General features: G+C 44.9%; 14 protein-coding genes, 1 pseudogene and 2 riboswitches. Of the genes and pseudogenes, 4 read left to right on the top strand and 11 right to left on the bottom strand.

Translation table 11 applies throughout. The annotated features are described in order from the left end of the window. Nucleotides 1–45: 45 nt before the first annotated feature. The gene (locus EGM68_RS19950) at nucleotides 46–4,473 is read left to right on the top strand and encodes a hypothetical protein (RefSeq protein ID WP_129549876.1); all 4,428 of its coding nucleotides are present in this window, start codon (nucleotides 46–48) and stop codon (nucleotides 4,471–4,473) included. A gap of 41 nt (nucleotides 4,474–4,514) precedes the next feature. Here the strand turns inward: EGM68_RS19950 and EGM68_RS19945 are convergent, their stop codons facing one another. Beyond that, nucleotides 4,515–5,210 (bottom strand): response regulator transcription factor, encoded by a 696-nt coding sequence (locus EGM68_RS19945; RefSeq protein ID WP_013372723.1) that lies wholly within the window; start codon nucleotides 5,208–5,210, stop codon nucleotides 4,515–4,517. Nucleotides 5,211–5,371: 161 nt separating this feature from the next. Here EGM68_RS19945 and EGM68_RS19940 point away from each other — a divergent pair, with 161 nt between their 5' ends. Beyond that, the gene (locus EGM68_RS19940) at nucleotides 5,372–6,727 is read left to right on the top strand and encodes a sugar phosphate nucleotidyltransferase (protein ID WP_013372722.1); all 1,356 of its coding nucleotides are present in this window, start codon (nucleotides 5,372–5,374) and stop codon (nucleotides 6,725–6,727) included. Between the two features lie 199 nt (nucleotides 6,728–6,926). Here the strand turns inward: EGM68_RS19940 and EGM68_RS19935 are convergent, their stop codons facing one another. The 5 genes and pseudogenes from EGM68_RS19935 to EGM68_RS19915 all read right to left on the bottom strand — a co-directional run bounded on the left by EGM68_RS19935 (nucleotide 6,927) and on the right by EGM68_RS19915 (nucleotide 12,661). After that, a complete protein-coding gene (locus EGM68_RS19935; protein ID WP_013372721.1) occupies nucleotides 6,927–7,439 on the bottom strand; it encodes a thioredoxin family protein in 513 nt (170 codons plus the stop codon). Between the two features lie 134 nt (nucleotides 7,440–7,573). Then, entirely contained in the window at nucleotides 7,574–9,430 is a 1,857-nt protein-coding gene (locus EGM68_RS19930) for a beta-glucoside-specific PTS transporter subunit IIABC (protein WP_013372720.1), read from the bottom strand. A 225-nt stretch (nucleotides 9,431–9,655) separates the two neighbouring features. After that, entirely contained in the window at nucleotides 9,656–10,504 is an 849-nt protein-coding gene (licT, locus tag EGM68_RS19925; protein WP_013372719.1) for a BglG family transcription antiterminator LicT, read from the bottom strand. 234 nt (nucleotides 10,505–10,738) lie between these two features. After that, nucleotides 10,739–11,710: a LacI family DNA-binding transcriptional regulator gene (locus EGM68_RS19920; RefSeq protein ID WP_129549875.1), complete on the bottom strand. Its 972-nt coding sequence runs from the start codon at nucleotides 11,708–11,710 to the stop codon at nucleotides 10,739–10,741. 187 nt (nucleotides 11,711–11,897) lie between these two features. Continuing rightward, nucleotides 11,898–12,661 (bottom strand): annotated as a pseudogene (locus EGM68_RS19915) (IS5 family transposase). Nucleotides 12,662–12,752: 91 nt separating this feature from the next. On the opposite strand from EGM68_RS19915, the gene EGM68_RS19910 reads away from it, so the two are divergent. Beyond that, nucleotides 12,753–14,210, top strand: coding sequence for a glycoside hydrolase family 1 protein (locus tag EGM68_RS19910; protein WP_129549874.1), 1,458 nt, complete (start codon nucleotides 12,753–12,755; stop codon nucleotides 14,208–14,210). Nucleotides 14,211–14,378: 168 nt separating this feature from the next. Next, nucleotides 14,379–14,463: riboswitch (glycine riboswitch) on the top strand. Nucleotides 14,464–14,474: 11 nt separating this feature from the next. Beyond that, nucleotides 14,475–14,570: riboswitch (glycine riboswitch) on the top strand. A gap of 145 nt (nucleotides 14,571–14,715) precedes the next feature. Next, nucleotides 14,716–16,134, top strand: a complete 1,419-nt coding sequence (locus EGM68_RS19905) for an alanine/glycine:cation symporter family protein (RefSeq protein WP_016324662.1) — start codon at nucleotides 14,716–14,718, stop codon at nucleotides 16,132–16,134. A 57-nt stretch (nucleotides 16,135–16,191) separates the two neighbouring features. Here the strand turns inward: EGM68_RS19905 and EGM68_RS19900 are convergent, their stop codons facing one another. The 5 genes from EGM68_RS19900 to EGM68_RS19880 all read right to left on the bottom strand — a co-directional run bounded on the left by EGM68_RS19900 (nucleotide 16,192) and on the right by EGM68_RS19880 (nucleotide 22,231). Further along, entirely contained in the window at nucleotides 16,192–17,364 is a 1,173-nt protein-coding gene (locus tag EGM68_RS19900) for an iron-containing alcohol dehydrogenase (protein ID WP_058830501.1), read from the bottom strand. A 147-nt stretch (nucleotides 17,365–17,511) separates the two neighbouring features. Further along, a complete protein-coding gene (locus tag EGM68_RS19895; protein WP_040103042.1) occupies nucleotides 17,512–18,339 on the bottom strand; it encodes a carbohydrate ABC transporter permease in 828 nt (275 codons plus the stop codon). Between the two features lie 21 nt (nucleotides 18,340–18,360). Further along, the gene (locus tag EGM68_RS19890; protein ID WP_013372705.1) at nucleotides 18,361–19,236 is read right to left on the bottom strand and encodes a carbohydrate ABC transporter permease; all 876 of its coding nucleotides are present in this window, start codon (nucleotides 19,234–19,236) and stop codon (nucleotides 18,361–18,363) included. 32 nt (nucleotides 19,237–19,268) lie between these two features. Then, complete coding sequence (locus EGM68_RS19885; protein WP_129549872.1) at nucleotides 19,269–20,552, bottom strand: ABC transporter substrate-binding protein; 1,284 nt, start codon at nucleotides 20,550–20,552, stop codon at nucleotides 19,269–19,271. Nucleotides 20,553–20,749: 197 nt separating this feature from the next. Then, the gene (locus EGM68_RS19880) at nucleotides 20,750–22,231 is read right to left on the bottom strand and encodes a PTS transporter subunit EIIC (RefSeq protein ID WP_129549871.1); all 1,482 of its coding nucleotides are present in this window, start codon (nucleotides 22,229–22,231) and stop codon (nucleotides 20,750–20,752) included. Nucleotides 22,232–22,247 lie beyond the last annotated feature (16 nt).

Raw genomic sequence — 22,247 nt, 5'->3', positions numbered from 1 at the left:
AGATAACCAACAGATACACAAGAAGTTCAAGAGAGGGGGACAAGCATGAAAAAGTGGATATTTCGCTATCGCTACGATATGGCGGCAATCATATGGATGCTGGTTTCGATCGTTGCGTATCTTGCCCCCATCTATGGACCTGGACAAATCGTGTTCAGTGACATTGCCTTTGGAGCCACCTCTCATCGGTATCTGGAGGAAATAACCGGGGTATGGAACGAACGATGGTCTACCTCGACCCTGTTTAACGCTCCACGCATTCTGTACATCTTGCCTTTCTATGGACTTTCATTATTATTTGACGAAAGCGGTCCGGTCTTGCTCAAGTCGTTTATCACAGGCTTGTTATTTGTTTCGGCTTTTTCGATGTATGCCTTTGCCAAGCGACTGGTCAGCGTGTATTATTCACCAAGCTTTACGAAAACCCGTATTTTTGCCATTGTGGTGGGTTCGTTGTTTTATGCACTGAATCCGTGGGTTATTTTTCGCATCCAGCATATTTATTTGCTTTGTGGCTATAGTTTGTTTCCGTTAATGCTGCGATTTTTTTTCAGTGCGGTGGACCCCAAGTTTCAAATTCAACAAATTAAAAACTATCATCCCCATAAATTGTATCAGCGGAACTGGATTGACCTGTTCCTGCTGGCTGCAGTATTCACCGTGAGTGCTGCGGCCATTCATTATTTTTTCTTTGGGATGATTTATTTGGGATTGTTCACCATGTTGCTCCTGCTCAAACTGACCTGGACCCATCGTAAGGCAGGGCGCGCCTATTTACAGCCCTTATACGGTAATTTTTTGCGTAAAGGTATGATTTTTGGCGTGTTTTTCGGTCTGCTCAGTTTTTATTGGTTGTCCCTGTATGTAGGCAGCATGTTGATGGACGCTCAAGCGTCTCAGCATAATATCAACGTCGTGGATACGTTGTCTCTATTCAGCCGTAACAGCAGTTTATATAATGTGGGTTATTTACTGAGCTATTGGTGGCCCATGTTCTCGTTTTCCTCGCTGCCTGCGATGTTTTATGTAGGTGGGGGATTCTTGTTGCTATTGATCGGGTACGCGATGGTGACACGTTCACATAAAAATCCGATCATTCTGATCTTCTCGCTCCTTACGCTGTTATTTATGGTTGCAGCGACTGGAACGACATTTCCGTCCATTGCCAAGTGGTTTGTCATTCTGGTTACGAAAACCCCTGTGATTGGTTCGGTTTTCCGTGATCCTAACAAATTTATTGGACTGCTCTCCCTTAATTTCGGAGTGTTGCTGACCTTTGGCGTCATTCAATGTATGGAATGGTTTGGATCATCACCGCTACAGCGTGGGTATAAAAAGCTGGCGGTTGTTATCGTCGTTTTGTGCCTGGGCGTGTATTTGGCTCCCTTGCGTACGCAGTTCATTGAGGGGTATTACAAGCCGGTACAAGTGCCGGAGGATTATAGTCAAATGGCTGAAAAGCTGACTGACTCAGATCGTTTTGACAGCAAGGCACTGTATTTTCCAATTGCTGATAATATGATTCAAAGCTATAACGGAGTAGCGACGCCCAAATGGAATAAAGGAAAGACGGCAACCGAGAAGGCGACTGGAGATTTTCAGGTATACTCTTCTCCTAAAAATACGATCTTTCATCATGAAGGCAATGATCCCGGTATTACATACTATATGAATTTTCTGCAGTATGTTATGGACAACGGATTAAGCTCGCGATTAGGCTGGCTATTCTCTACTTTTGGGGTCAACCAGTTGGTCTACCATGACGAATATGAGGGACAGGAGAAGCGGCAGGATTTCCACCTGTCTCAGCTGGAAGGTCAGACCGGGTTGAAACGTACGTATAAGAACGACTTATTTTCCATATTCAATCTTGATCAGGCACCGCCCTATATGAATATCCTTGCAAGTAAAATTGTGACACCTTACGGATTTAGCCGGCTGGAGAGCTATAGTCATTTGCCTGGTTTTGATTTCAGCCGTTTTGGAGTGCTGTTCAGCGCGTTGAAGCCTGAGCTAAACACCATTCAGACGGTCAACAAAGGGGATTATGTGGAGGCAGTCTCCTTCAATGACTTGCTGTTGTCACAGCTCCCGGCAGAGAATTACTTGCGGCCTTTTGATGCGATTGAGGATGGCAATGCTTTTTTGAAATGGTCCAAAACTTTTGCATCAACCAACGATTGGTTGTGGTATTTATCCTCCCAAAATATACGGAACTTCCCGTTTGATATGGAGATGGATGCAGGGATTGCAGTCACCTTTGCCAGTAAGAAGCTGGATGTAGCACCGTATCAGATGAGCAGCATTGAAGGGAATACGGTGCTGGATTTTGACTCTATGCTGAGAACGGAAACCTTTTTCAAGCCTGATAATCCGCAGTTGTTCAGTGTGCAGGCTAACCCCCGAGAGGAATCAAACGATGTGCCGACTCTGCATGGCGAGATTATGAAGGGAGATCCGAGTAATATATGGCAGGTCGCCAGATCTGGATTGCTAGAAGCCAAGGAAAATAATCCATATCAGTTCCACATCACCGTTTCTGGCCGTGGGACGAACAAAATGCATGTAAAAATGAGGTTTTATGATAAGCAAATGCGTGAGCTGGGGGTCAGCTATGTTGTGGCACCTTCAGAGGGCTATAATTTTGACAGTGTAAAATTTTACGGGGAATACGTTTCACCACCTGGTAGCTATTGGATGCGAATGGATTTGTTAACCCTCCAGCGTCCGCAGCAAAAAAATTACTGGTGGATTCACGATATTCAGCTGCGTGATTTGGGGCAATACAGTAAGCCTAACACGTTTACGATGCATAAAAAGATGGACCAGCCTCAAACCTCACATGTATATGCTAGAGTGTTCATGAATAAGGCAGGCGGGAAATTGCAAGTCACACTGCCGGATGGAGTGACTAACATCAAGACCCATGATGAGGGATTAAACCAATTCCAATGGGTCGATCTGGGAGAACATGTTTTTCCAAAAGGAGATAACCCAGTCACGGTTAATAACCTGCAAGGCTTTAATGCGGTCAATCAATTTGCGATTGTTCCTGTGGATCAACTGGATCAGTTATCTTTTCCGGTGGAGCAGGCATTAAAGCGGGGCAAGCTCTTTTTCACCTTGGAGGCAGAGAGCGATTTTAATGCCCAAGGGAATGTGCAGACGGAACGTGCGTTACCAAGACTTAGTATGGGACGGGGAATCAGTTACCAAAAAGGGACGTTAAGCAGAGAGGTGGAAGTCACCAAAACGGGAACCTATGGCACAGCAATTTTGGCTAATCTACCTGCCGGATACGAAGGATCATTAGCAATGAAATGGAAGAATGAAGAGACTGGAGAGGTGCTGACCAGAACAATTCGTACGGGTGAGTCATATAAGCGGTTATCCGCTACCTCATTATCCGAAAAGCAGGTTATTGAAACGGTGCCCAATCAGGATGGTTTTGCCAAGAAAATCATACAAATTCCCGATCTGCTGAACGACTATGGCCGAGTAGAGTTCAAAAATTTATTCTTAACCAAGGGAAAATATCGCTTAACCCTTGCCCTGGACAGTCAGGTGCCGTCATTGAGCCATTTTGCAGATATTCATCGAATGGACGGGCAGGAAGTGACGGTAATGCCTGGGCAGGACACGAAGGAATCATTGGGCTCGGATGTTGGATGTGTAGCAGATATTCGGCCTGGTCAGACGAATCTGTCCATCCAGGACAAAGAACTGTCTATTCGTTACGCACCTAGCTATTCCTGTGACTGGAATATTTATGCGTCCAAAAAAATGAAGGCAGAGCCGCTGCAAGAGTACGTGGTGCAGTTGGATGCGCGATCAGAACAAATTGGAAGTCGGCACATGAAGGTCATTTTCTTAAATAAAGCGTCCCAGATTCTTCAAACCTCCTATATTGATGAGGTAGAGGAGAGAGATAAGGAGCAATGGAATCATTATGATCAAATAGTGAAGGCTCCAGCAGGAACCGTCTTGATGCAGTTTCAGATATTGGCGCATGCGCACAAGAAGCAATCAGGCTTATTTCAAATGAGGCAATATTCCATCATCCCTTATCAAGCGATGATTACAGTGGATCAATTTACGCTGTTTGAGGGAACGGATATGGAAACCTTTTTTATGGCACCACACGCTTCGGAAAGCATTCAGGCTACTCGTGAAAATTCCATGGAACGCAGCTTTACACTATATAATCCAATGCATCAGCAGGTGCTGATCCGGGAGACAGAATCACCCAATCCATTATGGGAGTTCAGGCTGGGTAGCGAAAATCAGCGAGCACGTCTGTCTGTGAATGGAGTAACGACCGGATTCATAACGAATGGCAGCGGAAACGGTAAGGTTGTCATTATTCTGGCTTCAGCCTACCGTTTTGGCTGGGTATTGTTTGTCATAGGGATATTGGGTGGAGCAGCTTGTTTTCTTCCTTATCGGCGATGGACAAAGCGGAAGCTTCCATAAGAAGCAAGCTGCCCAGAGGGAACCAGACCGTTACTATACGGCTACATCTCGTATTTGTAGCCTCTGCCCCAAACGGTACGGATATGCTGAGGATTTTTAGGGTCACGTTCAATTTTTTTGCGGAGGCTGGAGATATGTACGTCGATGGTACGATCCAGATAAGCGCCATCGCCGCCTTTGACCCGATCCATCAATTCGCTACGGGTAAAAACTTTCCCTGGATTGCAGGACATCTCTTTTATAATAGAAAATTCGATGTGAGTAACTTCGATTTCCTGGTCATCGACCAACAGGCTATGACGGTAATCATTCACCCAGACTCTTACCTTTTTAAGCTTTTGGGTTATCGTTGGTGTCTCAGTGAGCATGTTGCTGCCACTGCGGCGCAGCAAGGCTTTGATGCGGGCGTTTAACTCTCTCAGACTGAAGGGCTTGCATAAAAAGTCATCCGCTCCGTCGTCTAGAGCCTTTATTCTTGTGTTCAGCAGGGTGTTATTAGAGATGACGAGCACAGGAACCGTAGTAAATTGGCGGATGTGGCTGATCAGCTCACATTCGACTTTACCGGAAAACATTAGCGCGGTCACAATAATGTCCGGCTTAAAGTGCATTAATGTAGGAATTGCGAGTTTACAATCATAGATTAGTTCGGTATGATAGCCTTCCTCTTGAAGATGAAGAGCAATCATATCAGCCAAACTTTTTTGACCTTCAATGATGAGTATTTTTGTAGGCATGACAGACATCTCCTGTACGGACAAAGATACAATTAACATTGCATAACTATGTATGTTCTACGATGTTACATACTTATGTATTCGGCAAAAGCACGAAAAGCAAACAGTCCTATAATGTAAGGAAAATATGAATTTAAAGGAAGAAGGTTGCATCTTTGCGAATGATTTTATTATCCGGAGGTTCGGGTAAACGACTATGGCCCTTATCCAATGTGAACCGCCCCAAGCAGTTTCTTTCCATCCTACGTCATGACGAGCGACCGGAAAGTATGCTGCAACGGATATGGAGACAGTTAGATGAAGCTGATTTGGCAGATCAAGCTTATTTTTCTACGAGTGGAACTCAGATCGAACTGATTCAGGGGCAAATTGGCGGAGACGCTGTGGTGATTGAGGAGCCGACTCAGCGGGATACCTTTCCGGCTATTTCCCTGGCTACGGCTTACTTGCATGATGTTGCAGGCGCATCACGCGACGAAATCGTAGGGGTCATGCCGGTGGATGGCTATGCGGGGGATGAATTTTTCGAGCATCTGCGCAGGCTTCCTTCGATATTAGAGCAATCAGGAAGCCATATCGCATTGATGGGGGCTGTTCCAACTGAGCCCTCGGACAAATATGGATATATTGTGCCTTCATCTCCTTTGTCTGACCAGGAATACTATAGAGTGAGTTCATTTGTAGAAAAGCCTGATCTGATTCGCTCCGAAGTATTGATCCGTGAAGGAGCGTTATGGAATTGCGGAGTGTTTGCTTTTAGAATCGGATTTTTATTGGATGTGCTGACGCAAATGGGTTTACCAGCCGATTATGAAACACTTTCGACAAATTACGCAGACTTGCCTAAAACCAGCTTTGATATTGCGGTAGTAGAACACACTCGTAAGCTCTCCGTGCTCCCATATCATGGAGAATGGAGAGATTTAGGAACATGGGATTCGTTGGTGCGGGAAGTGAGTTCAAAGCTGAGCGGTCCCGGATATATTTCAGAAGCATCACATGACTCGCATATCATCAATGAACTGGAGATTCCGGTCAGCATCTGGAATGTCCCAGACATTATTGTCGTTGCTGGACCGGATGGCGTGTTGGTTACGGATCGACAATCATCAACAGGAATTAAGGATATGGTGGCAGAAATTGAAATTGGGCCGCGTTTTGAGGAGCGCTTTTGGGGTAAGCAAACGGTCTTATCCCATCAACAAGCAGCAAGCGGGTTACAAACGGTCACCAAACGGGTTGTCATTTCGAAGGGGAGATTTATCAGCTATCATGAGCATCAGTTTCGAAAAGAGGTTTGGACCATCGTTTCAGGAACCGGAAGCGTCTGTATCAATGGGATGACACAGACCGTCAGCCCCGGTATGGTCATCGTTGTAGAACCTGGTACCAAGCATTTTATAGGAGCCGTAGAGGGAGATTTGGAATTCATTGAGTCACAAATCGGACATATCGTATCCGAAACGGATATTATCCGATATGAATTTCCCGATTGGATTGATGCTCGTACTGTATAAAGGTGCCTGTAATATAGGAACGAACGGGTAAGAACGAGGTTCATCTGAAGCCAGTGAAGAGCGCTAGGAACTATTTTTTAATCAAGCTTGATGGCTGGAAATGCTCAATAAAAAGGTATTCATGCGTTGTTCGCTTGAATACCTTTTTTGCATGAACAACTCGTATTGTTCTTAATGAATTGGATAGGAAAGAGGCTTATTAAATGAGTTTTTTGAAGGTTAGCCACTCTTTTACGGCATCTGTACTGAGGTCTCTTTTCGGCATCCATTCTATTTTATCCACCAGCTTGCCGTTTCTGAATTCTGCAATCGTGGGGGTGTATTTTACGTTGTAATCTGCTTTGAATTTATTCCATTGGGCTTTGTCCTTATGAATTTTGTGAACGTTCAAAAACGTAATTTTGGAGCCCAGATCATACTGTTCGATCATCTTGTTAAAGTTAGGCTCAAATCGGTTGCAGTCGCCACAACTGGGTCTGCCAACATAAACAAATACACTTTGATCCTGCTGAATGAATTGTTTAAAACCATCAATTGTAACCGCATTCAAGTGGTCATATATTTCGGGGTAATTGCTTTTGCTCGCTTGGATCTCTTTATCTTTCTGCTGAACTACCTGCTCTAGGTCTTGAAATTTAACTACAGCTGAAATAGCGATACCAATGATAAGCAACACAATGACACTTAACCCGGCGATATATCCTTTTTTCACAGAAATCCTCCTTTTTTTACAATCTCAAACTTACAATATATGATATTTCCATTTTTCGCTGTAACACTTGTCTCATGATGTATAAAAAAGAAGCTTTCCATTAGGAAAGCTTCTTTTAGTCTGAAAGTTAAACGTTAGACTACAACAGTCAATAAGTAATCCTCACGTTTCACTTCAGTTTCCATGGTGTTCAGTACATCCAGGTATTGAGCGGAATTGGTTACGATGATCGGCGTAGTCGTTGTATAGCCTGCCGCCTTAATTTGTTCGATATCAAATTCAAGCAACAACTGCCCTTGCTTCACCACATCACCCTCTTTGACGCGCTTGTCAAAGAATTGTCCTTTCAGCTTCACCGTATTAACACCAACGTGAATCAGAATTTCTGCTCCGTCATTGGAAGTAATACCGATGGCATGTCCGGTCGGGAATACGGTCGTAATCGTTCCGTTAACCGGAGATGTCAGCACACCCTCTGTAGGATCGATCAAGATTCCTTTCCCCATAGCGCCTGAAGCAAAAGCAACATCAGAAGATTGTTCCAATGGCAGCACTTTACCTTGCAACGGACTTACGAGGATTTCCTTTTCGATTGTTACTTCTTTTTTTACGGGTGCTGTTTCTGTTTTTACAGCTTCTTCTTTTGGATCATCAAAGCCCAAAATCATAACCAATACAACTGCGAGTACAAAGGCAACAAGTAAGCCGAGGACAACCCACAAGAATCCAGCTCCAAAATAAGTTGGAAGCGCCAGTAAACTAGGCAGGGAGAAGGATTTTGCAGTCGCTCCACCGGAAGCGATAATCGCGCCCCCAATACCACCAGAAATACAAGCATAAATGAACGGCTTTTTCAATTTCAAAGTTACACCATAAATCGTAGGTTCAGTAATCCCGAATACAGCTGCCAGTGTAGAGGAACCAGCCAAAGCCTTCATTTGAGTATTTCGTGATTTCAGGAATACCCCCAGTGTTGCACCAGCTTGAGAAAGTACGGCTGCTGTAAGCATTGGAAGCATCGTGTCATAACCCAATGTTTGAATATTGGACAGCATAATAGGAACGAAGCCCCAGTGTACGCCGAAAATAACAAATACTTGCCAGAACGCCCCGGCAACAGCCCCGGCAATCAATGGGCTTAAATTGTATACCCATGTAAAACCGTTCGCCAAGCCTTGACTAATCAGGTTACCGACTGGACCAAAGGCCAAAAACGTCAATGGAACAACGACCAGCAGTGATAGCATAGGTACGATAATGTTTTTAACTGATTGATGAACAAAGGAATTAAACCAGCGTTCCACATAGGATTGTACCCATACCGCGAGAATAATTGGGATTACACTGGAACTGTATTTTATCAGAATGATTGGAATCCCGAGAAAAGCCAGTTTTGCCGGATTGTCCACCGCTGCAATAACATCCGGGTACACGAGTGCTCCAGCAACTGCGACTGATACAAAGGCATTGGTCTTAAATTTACGGGACGATGTAATAGCTAGGAATATAGGCAAGAAATAAAATACGCTGTCCGAAGCGGCATTCAGAATGAGATACGTACCGCTTGCAGTATCAATCCAATGGAGCGACGCAATTAAGGCCATAATCCCTTTGAGCAAACCTGCTCCGGCAAGAGCACCCAAGAGAGGGGAGAAAATGCTGGAAATGATATCGACCGCTTTGCCGAGAAAATTCGTTTTTTCGGAAGATTCTTCTTTTTTCGCATTTGGATTATCCGCATCCTGCAGATTTGTTTCTGCCATCATATGCTCAAAGACTTGGCCTACATTGTTACCGATGACCACTTGGAACTGTCCGCTGCTTTCCACCACTGTAATGACACCAGGCGTAGCTTCCAGTGCAGCTTTGTCCGCTTTTGTGCGATCCTTTAATTTAAATCTCAAGCGTGTAGCGCAATGAAATACCGAATTGACATTCTCTTCGCCGCCAACGAGAGTCACTATTTTTTTGGATAGCTCTTTATCACTCATGTTCAGAACTCCTTAAGTGTTATTCTTGCTACTGATAGGATTTACCGTTTACAGCTGTTGCTAAGATGCGCCGGCGTGCATCTTTATAACCTTGTAAACAAGAAAAACCTAAACTCGTGGTGAAAACGACGCACTCCTTCTATGAGGGAACGTTGATTTCACCATCAGTTTAGGTTTTGCCTGCCTTACCAGTCACAATCCATGAACGATGAGGATATGAAATTTTTAGCCTGATATGTTATTACGCTCAGTTACCCGATGAATGTGAATCGTTAGATATACATATTCATCTTTGCTTAAATATTGATCATATGTTTTTTCTAGATATTCATTAATTTTTTGGGTACAAGCAAAAGCTTCGGTATAGGTTTGCTTTACCTGGTTGTACAAAAATTCTTCACCACTGTGAATAACCTCTTTGCGAATCACTCGCATTGCAAAATATTGCAAATGGGTCAAAAATCTCGAATAGCTAAAAGAAGACTCATCCAGCACAATCCCATAATGATACGTAATAATGTTCAATATGTGTTGGACAATCTCGGTCATTTTCAGTGTAGCCTTCATCTCGTTACCGTCGATCCGTGCATTCACCATATGCAATGCAATAAATCCCGCTTCGTCTTCGCCCAATTTTACACCGAGCGTATTTTCTATTTTTTGCAGAGCATCCAGTCCAACTGCAAATTCTTTTTTGTAAAAGCGTTTAATTTCATACAGCATCGCGTTTTTGAGTGCTAATCCTTTTTCTTCCCGCTGTATGGCAAAATGAATATGGTCGGTCAATGTTAAATAAATGTTATCACTTAACTCCGTATCCAGCACTTCTGCTGCATGGGTCACGATTTCATTCACGACCTCCAGATGAGACACGGGAATATCGTTCAGCAGCTCAGTTAGTCTGGCCGTGAACTCGTTTTCATTTAACATGAAAATCTTATCTATTTTATGATCATCGACTGGGTCGCCAGCCACCTTTTTGAAGGAAATACCTCTTCCCATGACGATGACCTCTTTGCCTTTATCGTTTTTAGTCAACAGGACGTTGTTATTGAGCACCTTCTCAATAATCATTGAAGTTCCCCCCTCCCATCCTTTACCAATAAAAAATGCCCAAGCACAATTCAATACTATTGTTAGCAATAGCACTCAATTGAACTCAGGCATTGCCCGCATCACCGGTCACAATCCTTCGATATAGTGCTATTGTAGCACAAAAAAAAGCGATTTCAACATATTTTATTCTCTTTCGACAAAAAATATTTTATATTAAGGCCCATTTGCCTAGTTTGCGAGCCAACTGTGCTCTTAAGTGGTTGTACGCTCAATGAGGCTGTACTCCAGTGAATGAAGCTCCATCTGGCGTCCAATCAGCTGAGGAGAAAGCATGAAAAAAGCATTTTGTGCCTGAGCCATTATGGGATTTTGAACCGTTGTAATTCCCATCGTGTGCGCCAGCTCCGTGTTATCAAACCCAATAATCGCCAGATCTTCTGGTACCTTCAGCAATTGTCTGCGCGCTTCGCAGAGAATGCCCACTGCTACATAATCGTTTGCACACAAAATAGCCTCCGGAAATTCCTCACGATGCTGTAATAAATTGCGCACAACCTGTTCGCCGTCACGAATGTTATAAATAGAAGAATAGTTCCAGTGCTGCAACACTGGCAGATTGTGTTCACTCATGATCTGCTCATAAGCACGTTGTCTGCTGTGAGTATTGATGCTGCTCGGACGACCAAAAGCATTGGCTATACGTGTATAACCTTTTTGTATCAAATGTTTGAGCGCTAACATATATCCTTCATACTGATCCATTGCGACGGAGCGAATACCGGTATGCTCCATTCGTTGCCATGCCACGATCGGTCCATATTTGCAATAAGTACTCAAAAAATCAGTGTCATTCACGCAGGAAATGATGACCAGCGCATCGACTCTTTTTCTTTTTAAATCCTCGAAAGCTTGAAGCTCTTTCTTTTTGTCTTCTCCCGAAGTATAAATAATGGTTTGAAATTCATATTGTCCTGCGATTTCTACAAAGCTGTCCAGAAATGCCAGAACAATTTCATTAATAGTTGATGTGATGATACCAATCTGAAGCGTTTGGCCCTTGGATAAAGAAATCGCATTCCGATTAGGAACATAATCTAATTCCTGCATGATTTTTAAAATTTTAGTTCTGGTTTCGTGGCTTACATGGGGGGACTGATTTAACACTCTGGATACCGTAGCTTTGGAAAAGCCCGCCAGTTTTGCAATTTGATCAAGATTCGACATGATGCTTCTCCTCACCTAAGAAAAAAATACTTGACATGAAACGCGTTACAACAATTAGGATGCTTATGAGGGCATTACGTCTATTTTAAAGCATCTATCGGTGCATTTCAAAGGATAACGGTCACCGTTAGTTATTGATTCGCATTGCAGCACCTGATGGGTTATTGACTAGGGCGTGTCTTCAAACCTAAGCAAGCCATACGAGAATGGAAGCCAGCGTTAAAAAAGCCTGGAAAGTGCAGGCTAATTTATCATAGCGAGTAGCAAGTCGACGATATTTTTTCACCTTGTTAAAAAAGCATTCCACCAAATGACGCTCTTTGTAGAGATCGTGGTCGTATTTCGGTTTCACCCGCCGATTTTTCTTCCCTGGGATCACCGGGATCGCTTCATGCTCTTTCAAAAGAGATCGGATAGCGTTGGTGTCATACGCCCGGTCAGCTAAGACTTGCTTCATGGTTAGTTCAATGGTTTGGAGTATTTTGTATCCCTGGACAGAATCATGGGCCTGTCCTCCCGTCAATTCGAAACGAAGTGGATTTCCCAACGCATCAACCACGGCATGAATTTTCGTGCTTAGTCCCCCTCGGGATCGTCCGATTGCTTGCTTGTCTTGCCCCCTTTTGCGCCTGATCCATGCTGATGGACCCGCACGATCGTGGCATCAATCATTATGCTTTCTTCGTCGAGATCAAGCGAAACATGCTCTAGAACCTTATCCCAAATCCCTGCTTTCTGCCAGCGCCGAAAGCGAGTATATACCGATTTCCAATGGGGAAAGGTGTCTGGTAGATCCCGCCATGGGGCACCCGAACGAGCGACCCAAAGCATGGCATTTAACATCCATCGATTGTCCACAGTAGGACGTCCTCCTTGTGGTTTACGTTCGGGTGGAAACAGCTTTTGAATTAGCCGCCATTGTTGATCTTGGATTTCGTATCGTGTACTCATCTACTTTATTTAACCTATTTAAGCTTTGTTAAACAGTTTGAAGACACACCCTAGAGTGAAAACATTAGATAAGAAAAGAGGTTTTTATACCATGACGAAGACGCTAAAAGGATTCCCGCAAAACTTCCTATGGGGCGGGGCAACTGCAGCCAACCAATTGGAAGGTGCTTTTGACGTAGATGGAAAAGGCCTGTCCAGCGCAGACATGATAGCCTATGTACCTAAGGCAGAACGTAAAAACGATCATGCTATAGAAATTTCGTCTGAACGACTGGAGGACATCTTGGCAGGGAAGGTAAACGCCCGTTTTCCAAAGCGTGAAGGAGTGGACTTCTACCACCGCTACAAAGAAGATATTGCTTTGTTTGCAGAAATGGGCTTTAAAGTATTCCGGATGTCCATCCACTGGTCGCGGATTTTCCCGAATGGATATGATGCCGAGCCGAATGAAGCAGGATTGCAATTTTACGACAATGTATTCGATGAGCTGCGCAAGTATGGTATTGAGCCGTTGGTAACATTGTCACATTATGAAACACCGCTAGGTCTGACACAGAAGTATAATGGCTGGTTGGGACGCGAAGTCGTAGATCATTACGTAAAATATGCCGAAACGGTATTTACACGCTATAAGGATAAAGTAAAATACTGGCTGACCTTTAACGAAATCAATGTCATGACTATGAGTCCGTTTACTGGCGGCGGTGTGGTTATTGACCGTGTAGGAAACAAGCAACAAGCGATATATCAAGCATTGCACCATCAATTTGTAGCAAGTGCACTGGCGACCAAACGGGGACATGAGATCATTCCGGATGCTCAGATCGGCTGTATGCTGGCTCGCATTGAAAGCTACCCACATACGTGTAACCCAGAGGATATTCTGAAAGCACAGCATGAAAATCAAATGAATCTGTTCTTTACGGATGTGCATGCTCGTGGGGAGTATCCCAACTATATGAACCGCTATTTTGTAGAAAATAATATTGTGATCCAGACAGAACCCGGCGATGCTGAAATTTTGAAAAATAATACGGTTGATTTTATCTCATTTAGCTACTACATGACCTTGACCGTATCGGTAGGTCCAGAAGGAGAAAAGGCAGCAGGGAACCTGATTGGCGGTGTGAAAAATCCGTATTTGCAGTCCTCCGATTGGGGATGGCAGATTGATCCGATCGGCCTGCGTGTTACACTAAATACGTTTTATGACCGTTACCAAAAGCCGCTGTTCATCGTGGAAAATGGCCTGGGTGCGTACGATAAGGTAGAAGAGGACGGCTCTGTGCATGACACGTATCGCATTGATTACTTGCGTCAGCATATTGCCCAAATGAAGGAAGCCATTGCTGACGGTGTTGATCTGATTGGTTACACCAGCTGGGGTCCTATCGACCTTGTGAGCATGTCTACTTCCGAAATGTCCAAGCGCTACGGATTTATTTACGTTGATTTGGATGATGACGGTAACGGAACGCTCCAACGCTCCAAAAAGGACTCATTTAACTGGTATAAAAATGTGATAGCAACCAATGGTGAAGAATTGTAATTCTATATCGTTTTGGGCGGGTACAGCAGAGAAAATCCTTAGGATGCAATCTGCTGTACCCGCTTTTTGTATAGACACCCTATTAATTTGTCAGAGGGCTTCACAAATTTTTCACTTGTAATACGCTGAAAGTTTTCTGTATAATAAATAAAAATTTCATATGTCTGGTTGATGTTTGCGGGAGATGGAACGAAAGTTCCGACCGAAGGGGCAAAACTCTCAGGTGCTTAAGCTGATTTACAGCAACAAGCAGGGACCGTAAACGGACAGAACTCTGGAGAGACCCTTAATTGGGCGCCGAAGGTGCACCGCAGATTATTATCTGCTTAAACTCTCAGGCAAAAGGACAGAGACGCGAATAACCTGTGACAGGGAATACTCTACGCTTTTAGAGATAAAATCCTGTACAAATTGGTTTGTTTTTCGTGCCTTTAACCTCTCCAGGAGTCGAATCAACGGATTTGACTCTTTTTTGTTTTTTAATATGCTGGAGGAGCGGGTTGAAATGAATTTGGTACATTTATTAGAAACAATTGACAGTTGGATGTGGGGAGCGCCGCTTCTAATTCTCGTCATGGGCACTGGGTTGTGGCTAACGATCCGTCTGAAGATGCTTCAGATTATTCGATTGCCCTTAGCGCTCAAGCTAATTGGTAAAGCGCCGGACGAAGGCAGCGGGGATGTCAGTAGCTTTGGAGCATTGAGTACGGCACTCGCAGCTACTGTAGGTACGGGAAGTATCGTCGGTGTCGCAACAGCGATCAAACTGGGTGGGCCCGGTTCATTATTCTGGATGCTGGTTGCAGCTTTTTTCGGGATGGCAACCAAATATGCGGAAGGGTTATTATCCGTTAAATACCGTGTTAAAGACCGGAACGGACAATTTTCGGGTGGACCGATGTATTATATTGAAAACGGGCTTGGCCGCCGTTTCAAGCCGCTGGCGATGTTGTTTGCCTTTTCTGGTATTCTTGTAGCACTATTTGGAATCGGTACTTTTCCGCAAGTAAAGGCTATCGTTTCTTCTACGGAAAGTAGTTTTGGCGTGCCAACAGTAGTTACAGCAATCATTATTTCCGTGTTGACGGCTGTTGTTACGATTGGAGGACTCAAAAGTATCGCCAAGGTATCCACAAAGATTGTTCCATTCATGTCGGGGCTCTATATCGTGGTTTGTTTAATCGTACTCATTAAGTTTGCAGGAGAGCTTCCTCATGCGATCGCACTAGTATTACAAGGGGCTTTCTCGACAACATCTGCGACGGGTGGATTTGCCGGAGCCACGATTATGCTGGCGATGCGAAGCGGAGTTGCCAGAGGGATCTTTGCAAATGAAGCTGGTTTGGGAAGTGCGCCAATCGCAGCAGCAGCAGCTAAGACGAAATGGCCCGCAGAACAAGGACTAATATCCATGACGGGCGTTTTTATCGATACGATGATTATTTGTAATTTGACAGGATTTACATTGCTGGTTACGGGAATATGGAGTGGAAATGATGATGGAGGTCTGATGACTCAACATGCGTTTTCCAGTGCCTTTCCGGCTGGAGCAGAGCTCGTGACGATTAGCCTTATTTTATTTGCGTTCACAACGATACTTGGCTGGAACTACTACGGGGAACGCTGTGTTGAATATTTGCTTGGGGTCAAGTGGATTAAACCATACCGTTATCTGTTCATCATACTGGTTGCCGGAGGCGCGTTCATCAAGCTCGATGCCATCTGGCTGCTGGCAGATATTTTTAACGCAATGATGGCTTTTCCGAACCTGATTGCACTGCTCGGCTTGTCAGGCATTGTCGTTGCAGAAACCCGAACCTATATGAACTCTTTGTACCCTAATAAGAAAAAGGGCATTCTTGCAGGTGCCAATGTAGGGGCGGCTATCCAAGTAGAAGAAAAAGGACAAACGATCAATTCATAAATAATAAAAGGGAGTGCTCTCAGCCATCACAGGCTTGAGGACACTCCCTTTTAATTGTTATAACGATGCACGCAAAATAGCTAAAATATCTTCCTGTTTCAGCTTTTGATAATTACCGAAACCTCCGTGCTCCATTTCACGGGCCGCAATGCTTGCGATGTTTTCCAATTGTTCATCATTAATGTTGTAATCGGCCAGGGTAGAAGGGGCACCAAGACTTGTCCAGAACGCACTTAGACGGTCAATACCTTCCAAGGCAATTTCTCTGTCAGTTTTACCTACAGTGTTCAAGTCGAACATACTGAGCATCAGCCGCTTCATGCGTGCAGCGTCCTGATCCACTGTATGTCTCATCCAGTTGGGAAACAGAATCGCTAGACCGCCAGCATGAGGAATATCATATACAGCAGATAGTGCATGTTCAATGGTATGCGAAGCCCAATCCCCGAAGTAGCCCATTTGCAGCGTACCGTTCAGGGCAATCGTCCCAGCATATAATATCGTTTCGCGATGCTCATAGTTGTGCAAATCCTCCAGCAGCTTAGGTGCCGTTTCAATCACGGTTTGCAGCACAGAAAAGCACATACGATCTTGCAGCGGTGTATTTTTAACATTGTGAAAGTACTGTTCAAAGACGTGGCTCATCATATCCACCATGCCATAAACCGTCTGATCACGTGGCACAGAAAAGGTGTTTTTCGGGTCCAAGATGGAGAATTTAGGATGCGTCACCGCGCTGCCCCACACGTATTTTTCGTTCGTTTCCCAGCTGGTGATGACAGAATCCGGATTCATTTCCGAACCCGTGGCGGCGAGTGTAAGGATGGTACCGAAGGGCAAAGCCTGGATTGGCATATGTTTTTTGTTGATAATATCCCACACATCGCCGTCATATTCAGCCCCTGCTGCGATGGCTTTGGTGCAATCAATAACGCTTCCGCCGCCAACTGCAAGCAGGAAGTCTATCTTTTCATTTCGGCAAATCTCGATGCCCCTCTTAACGGTAGACAAGCGCGGATTGGGTTCAACGCCCGACAATTCATGAATGTAGAGGTGCAGAGGCTCTAACGCGTTTAATACCTGGTCATACAAACCATTTCGCTTGACACTTCCGCCTCCATATACCAGCAAAATGTTTTTGCCGTAATTCAACAGCTCTTGCTGCAATTGTTCAATTTGATTGTCTCCAAAAATTAATTTGGTGGGATTATAATATGTGAATTTGTTCATCTGGAAGGTTCCCCTCGGTTCATAGTTCATGTTCAAATTGTAATCTCTTATCTTGACTAGCTCGTTAATATCTGACTTGGCCATGTAAGATATTTGAAATGACGATTAACAATTATATATGAAAAGAATAAGGGGAATCAAGTGAAGCTAATCTTTGATCGCTCCAGCGGCAAGATCGGAAATAAACTGGCGGCTGATAAAAAGAAACAAAATAATAAGAGGGAGTACAGCCAGCAGGGTGCCAGCAATGACCATCGCATAGTCCGTATTGTAAATCCCGTTCAACTGGGACAATGCAATCTGGAGCGTAAATTTGCGCTCATCCGTTAAAACGATTAACGGCCATAAGTAATCATTCCAAGCTCCTATAAAGGTAAATGCGCCGAGAAAAGCGAACGCAGGTCTTAAAATCGGCAGTGCTACATTCCAGTACAGCCGGAAAAAGCTGCACCCGTCCATACGCCCCGCATCCAGCAACTCTTTGGGAATGGATTCTTCTGCATACTGGCGAATCCAAAAAATCCCGAAAGCATTTACCATACCCGGGATGATGAGCGCTTTGAACGTACCTACCCATCCAAAGGAAGCCATCATGACAAAGGAGGGGACGAGCGAAAGTTGTGAAGGGACCATCATTGTTGCAAGCAGTATGACGAATAGCCCCTTTTTGCCCGGAAAATCAAACTTGGCGAATGCAAAACCAGCCAGTGAATCAAAAAACAGCACCAATAGGGTAACAGAACTGGCTACAAAAAGGGTATTAAAAAAAGCTCCAGCAAAATCAATCTGCTGCAATACTCTCGTTATGTTATCCAGGAAGTGGCTACCGAACCACAATTGTGGCGGAAAACGATAGATGTCTGAGGTTGTACGGGTCGCCATGACGATCAGCCAGTAAAACGGAAACATCGACAGGATGATCCCCACCAACAGCCCGGCATATAGAACAATGGATTTTGCACGTGTCTGCATCATGTTGTGACGCTCCTTCCATCGTTATTTTTTACCTTGAACGAGTTTCCAATTGATGATGGAGAATACGGCAATGATGAGAAACATACCCCATCCGACGGCAGCACCATATCCAAAATAGTTGTTGATGAACGACTCGCGGTACAGGTATAAAACGATGGTCATGCCACTTGCCCCGGAACCGCCGTCATTACCGACCAGAACCTGTGGCTCAGTGAAGAGCTGCATACCGCCGATGGTGGACGTAATGACCGTAAACAAAATGACTGGACGCAACATGGGAATGGTGATGCGGAAAAAAGCCTGTGCTCCGGTTGCGCCGTCTATTTTGGCGGCCTCATACAGCACATGCGGAATACTCTGGAGTCCAGCCAGATAGATGATGGCGTTGTAGCCCATCCATCTCCAGACGACCATGGAAGAAATGGCGATTTGGATACCCCACGGCACATTGAGCCATTGGATCATAGGTAGCCCCAAAAGCTGCAGAAGATAGTTGAGAAATCCAAAATTGTTGGCAAATAAGGCGCCGAAGATGATGGCAACAGCAACAATAGACGTCACATTGGGCAGGAAGAATCCAACTCGCCATAAGGTGCGCAATTTCACAAAAGGGGCATAAAGCAGAAAGGCAACAATAAGGGCTAGAAGTAGCATTGGAATCGTGGCATACACCCAGATCACAAACGTATTGCCTACAGCCTGCCAAAATTCGGTGTCTGTCACAAGGTAACGAAAGTTACCCCAACCGTTATAGGTCATGTCTCCGATCCCGTCCCATTTGTGAAACGCCAGGTACAATGAAAAGCCAATCGGAAACAAGCCAAAGATGGCAAACAGCAGATAAAATGGCGAGATCGCAGCATATACGGCCCGGTGCTTCCAGATTTCTCTCAGCATATTGTCCACACGCCTTTTTTGGATTTTGTTTTTTACCGCTGTAATTCCCGTTCAATTCGTTGCATCGTTTCCGACCATAATGCGTCGGGATCGGCATCTTGTTTGGCCACATTGGAAAGGCGGCGGGTCACTATGCCATGGATGACAGGATAGCGCTCGCCGAAATAGCTGCTTTTCACATGACGCGCGGAGGCGGCAAAAATGAGACCAGTGGCCTGACCACCAAAGAAAGGCTCGGGTGTCTCCATGACTGGATCGTCATAGACGCCGGGAGTGGATGGGAACAGCCCGATTTTGTGGTAGGCTTCCAGTTGGTGTTCCGGGTTTTGCAGCCAGGTCAGGACTTCAAAGGCTTCTTTGGGGTGTTGGCTGGATTTGAGGATAGAGATGAAAGAACCTCCCAGATTGCCGTCTCCTCCAGGAGCCCGAGCGACTCTCCATTTGCCTGCTGTATCCGGTGCAGCCTCTGTGAGAACTTGCTTCATCCAGATTGCCCCTACGAACGAGGCGATTTTACCGTTATTGACCGAAGCGTTCCATTCGGGAGTCCAGCCATCCGCATTGGCGAGCAGATGCTTCCTATGGAAATCCACAGCGGTTTTCCAGCCTAGGCGGATGTCAGGAGATTGATTGCCGACATAACTTCCGTCCGGCTTGAAGTATAGGGTCGTATGCTGAGCAAGCACTTGATTGTAAACGTTTACAATATTATCAGCCAAAAACGAACGACTTCCGAATTTCTGACGAAGTTGTTCTCCGGCTGCCATGTAATCATCCCATGTACGGATAGAGGAACTGACCTGTTCAGGATCACTAGGTAAGCCCGCCTGTTCAAATAGGTCGCTACGATAGAAGAGGGCGGTGGGCCCAGTGTCCATAGGAAATGCAATCATTTTACCATCAGGAGTGATCCCCTGATTCCATTTCCATTCCAAATATTGATCCTTCAGGCGGTCTGCTCCGAGTTCCCTTAAATCATAAAAACGATCCGCACTGGGGAACAGCTCCACCATCCAGTCGTTCAGAGCTACGATGTCTGGTTCACCGGAACGAGCTGCGAGCGTTGTCTTCAGTTTGGCTTTAAAGTCACCGCCTATTTTTTGAGTTTTTAATTCAATGTCGGGGAACTGTTTTTCCGCCTGGGCGAGCAATTCATCATCAATAGAACGATTCCAATACCATAATGTAAGCGTTATCTTTTTTTCGTTTGACAAATTAGTTTCAGATGATTGGCCTTCAGAGGACAGGGACCCACTACAACCACTAATCATAGTGAGAAAAGCAAGACATAATATCAGCCATTGTACTGTCTTCACATCATTTCCCTCCTTGCTGTCTGAATAATCTGCCTACTGAACAAGTTGTAAATGGTTTAGCTCCATCATATGAAGCTGTTACCCATTTATGTGCATTGCCTTAACCAAAAACAAAAAATTTGAAACGTTTATCCATAAAAAAAAGCACGTGCGTCTGTTATAGGAAGATCGCACGTGTTTAAGTCAGGAGATTAGCTTCATGACATCAATCGTTGTATCTCATCTTTCAGAGTTTCGGACCGAGTACCGAAAATAACCTGCAGGGTACCGTTCCCAAGCCTGATAATTCCTGACGCTCCGAGCTGCTTAAGAGCTTGATCGTTAACCGCTTTGTCGTCTTTGACGACAAGGCGTAGCCGTGTGATACAGGCATCAATGCTTTGGATGTTGTCTGAACCGCCGAGATAGGTTAGGACCTTGTCTGCATGACTGGACTGAATGTCGGATAGGGTGCTTGCCTTTCCGTGGGGTATGGATTCGTTAGCCTCAGATAGGAGATTGTCATCTGCATCGTCTTCACGCCCGGGAGTCTTTAGGTTGAATTTGAGAATGATGAAGCGGAATAGAAAATAATACACGAAGGCGAAGACAAGCCCGATCGGGATCATTCGCAATGGATGGGTAGAGAGCTTCATATTGACCAGATAGTCAATGAGACCTGCTGAAAAAGAAAAGCCGAGTTTGACATCCAATAGGTATACGACCAGACCGCTCAGCCCTGTCAGCAGAGCATGAACGCCGTAAAGCAATGGTGCAATGAACATAAACGAAAATTCGAGGGGCTCAGTAATTCCGGTCAGGAACGACGCTAGCGCAGAACCAATAAAGATGGAAGCGACAGCTTTACGTTTTTCCGGTTTGGCCGTATGGATGAATGCGAGAGCCGCCGCCGGCAGAGCGAACATCATAATGGGGAAGAAGCCGGACATGAACATACCTGCCGATGTATCACCTGCAAAAAAACGCGTCAGATCACCATGAACAACTTCACCTGCAGCATTGGTATAGTCACCAATTTGAAACCATGCGATCGAGTTCAACACATGATGCAAACCGAGCGGGATCAGCAGCCGATTGGCAATCATAAACACCATTGACCCGATTCCGCCAAAGCCGACAATCCAGTTGCCGAAGGCTGCAATTCCATCTTGTATCGGACTCCAGACCATGCCGAGCAGAATGGCTAGAATCATGGTCGTGAAGGCGGTAATCATGGGGACAAAACGTTTGCCCGAAAAAAAGCCAAGCCAATCTGGAAGCTGAATATTGTGATATTTTTTGAACAGGTAAGCAGACCATCCGCCGATAAAAATACCACCCAATACGCCCATGTCCAGCTTGACGTCGTCTGGAATATACGCAAATATACCCGGTACGGCCGCCAAAATACGGGTCAGCACCAAGTAAGCAATGACTGCTGAAAGTGCGGCTACTGCGTCGCCTGCCAGGCCAATGGCAACACCGATCGAGAAAATGAGCGCCAGGTTGCCGAAGATAGCACCCGCCCCTTCGTTCAGAAAAGGAGTGACATAATGATTGAGAAATCCACCCATTCCAGGACCAAGCGGAATGTCTGTTTCATAATTAATGAGAGCTAGCCCTTGCAAAATCCCTGCGGCGGGTAAAGTAGCTACTGGAAGCATTAACGACTTGCCGATTTTTTGTAGAAATTTCAGCATAACATTCTTCCCTTCT

The organism is Paenibacillus sp. M-152 (assembly GCF_003856555.1).
Classification (GTDB): Bacteria; Bacillota; Bacilli; order Paenibacillales; family Paenibacillaceae; genus Paenibacillus; species Paenibacillus polymyxa_C.
This window is presented reverse-complemented; position numbering and strand designations above follow the sequence as displayed.

Excerpts from the sequence above, each read along its gene's own strand:
- licT (WP_013372719.1), bottom strand. The coding sequence starts at position 10,504 with ATGATTATTGAGAAGGTGCTCAATAACAACGTCCTGTTGACTAAAAAC.
- EGM68_RS19950 (WP_129549876.1), top strand. The coding sequence starts at position 46 with ATGAAAAAGTGGATATTTCGCTATCGCTACGATATGGCGGCAATCATA.
- EGM68_RS19910 (WP_129549874.1), top strand. The coding sequence starts at position 12,753 with ATGACGAAGACGCTAAAAGGATTCCCGCAAAACTTCCTATGGGGCGGG.
- EGM68_RS19945 (WP_013372723.1), bottom strand. The coding sequence starts at position 5,210 with ATGCCTACAAAAATACTCATCATTGAAGGTCAAAAAAGTTTGGCTGAT.
- EGM68_RS19895 (WP_040103042.1), bottom strand. The coding sequence starts at position 18,339 with ATGATGCAGACACGTGCAAAATCCATTGTTCTATATGCCGGGCTGTTG.
- EGM68_RS19880 (WP_129549871.1), bottom strand. The coding sequence starts at position 22,231 with ATGCTGAAATTTCTACAAAAAATCGGCAAGTCGTTAATGCTTCCAGTA.
- EGM68_RS19930 (WP_013372720.1), bottom strand. The coding sequence starts at position 9,430 with ATGAGTGATAAAGAGCTATCCAAAAAAATAGTGACTCTCGTTGGCGGC.
- EGM68_RS19900 (WP_058830501.1), bottom strand. The coding sequence starts at position 17,364 with ATGAACAAATTCACATATTATAATCCCACCAAATTAATTTTTGGAGAC.
- EGM68_RS19905 (WP_016324662.1), top strand. The coding sequence starts at position 14,716 with ATGAATTTGGTACATTTATTAGAAACAATTGACAGTTGGATGTGGGGA.
- EGM68_RS19890 (WP_013372705.1), bottom strand. The coding sequence starts at position 19,236 with ATGCTGAGAGAAATCTGGAAGCACCGGGCCGTATATGCTGCGATCTCG.
- EGM68_RS19940 (WP_013372722.1), top strand. The coding sequence starts at position 5,372 with ATGATTTTATTATCCGGAGGTTCGGGTAAACGACTATGGCCCTTATCC.
- EGM68_RS19920 (WP_129549875.1), bottom strand. The coding sequence starts at position 11,710 with ATGTCGAATCTTGATCAAATTGCAAAACTGGCGGGCTTTTCCAAAGCT.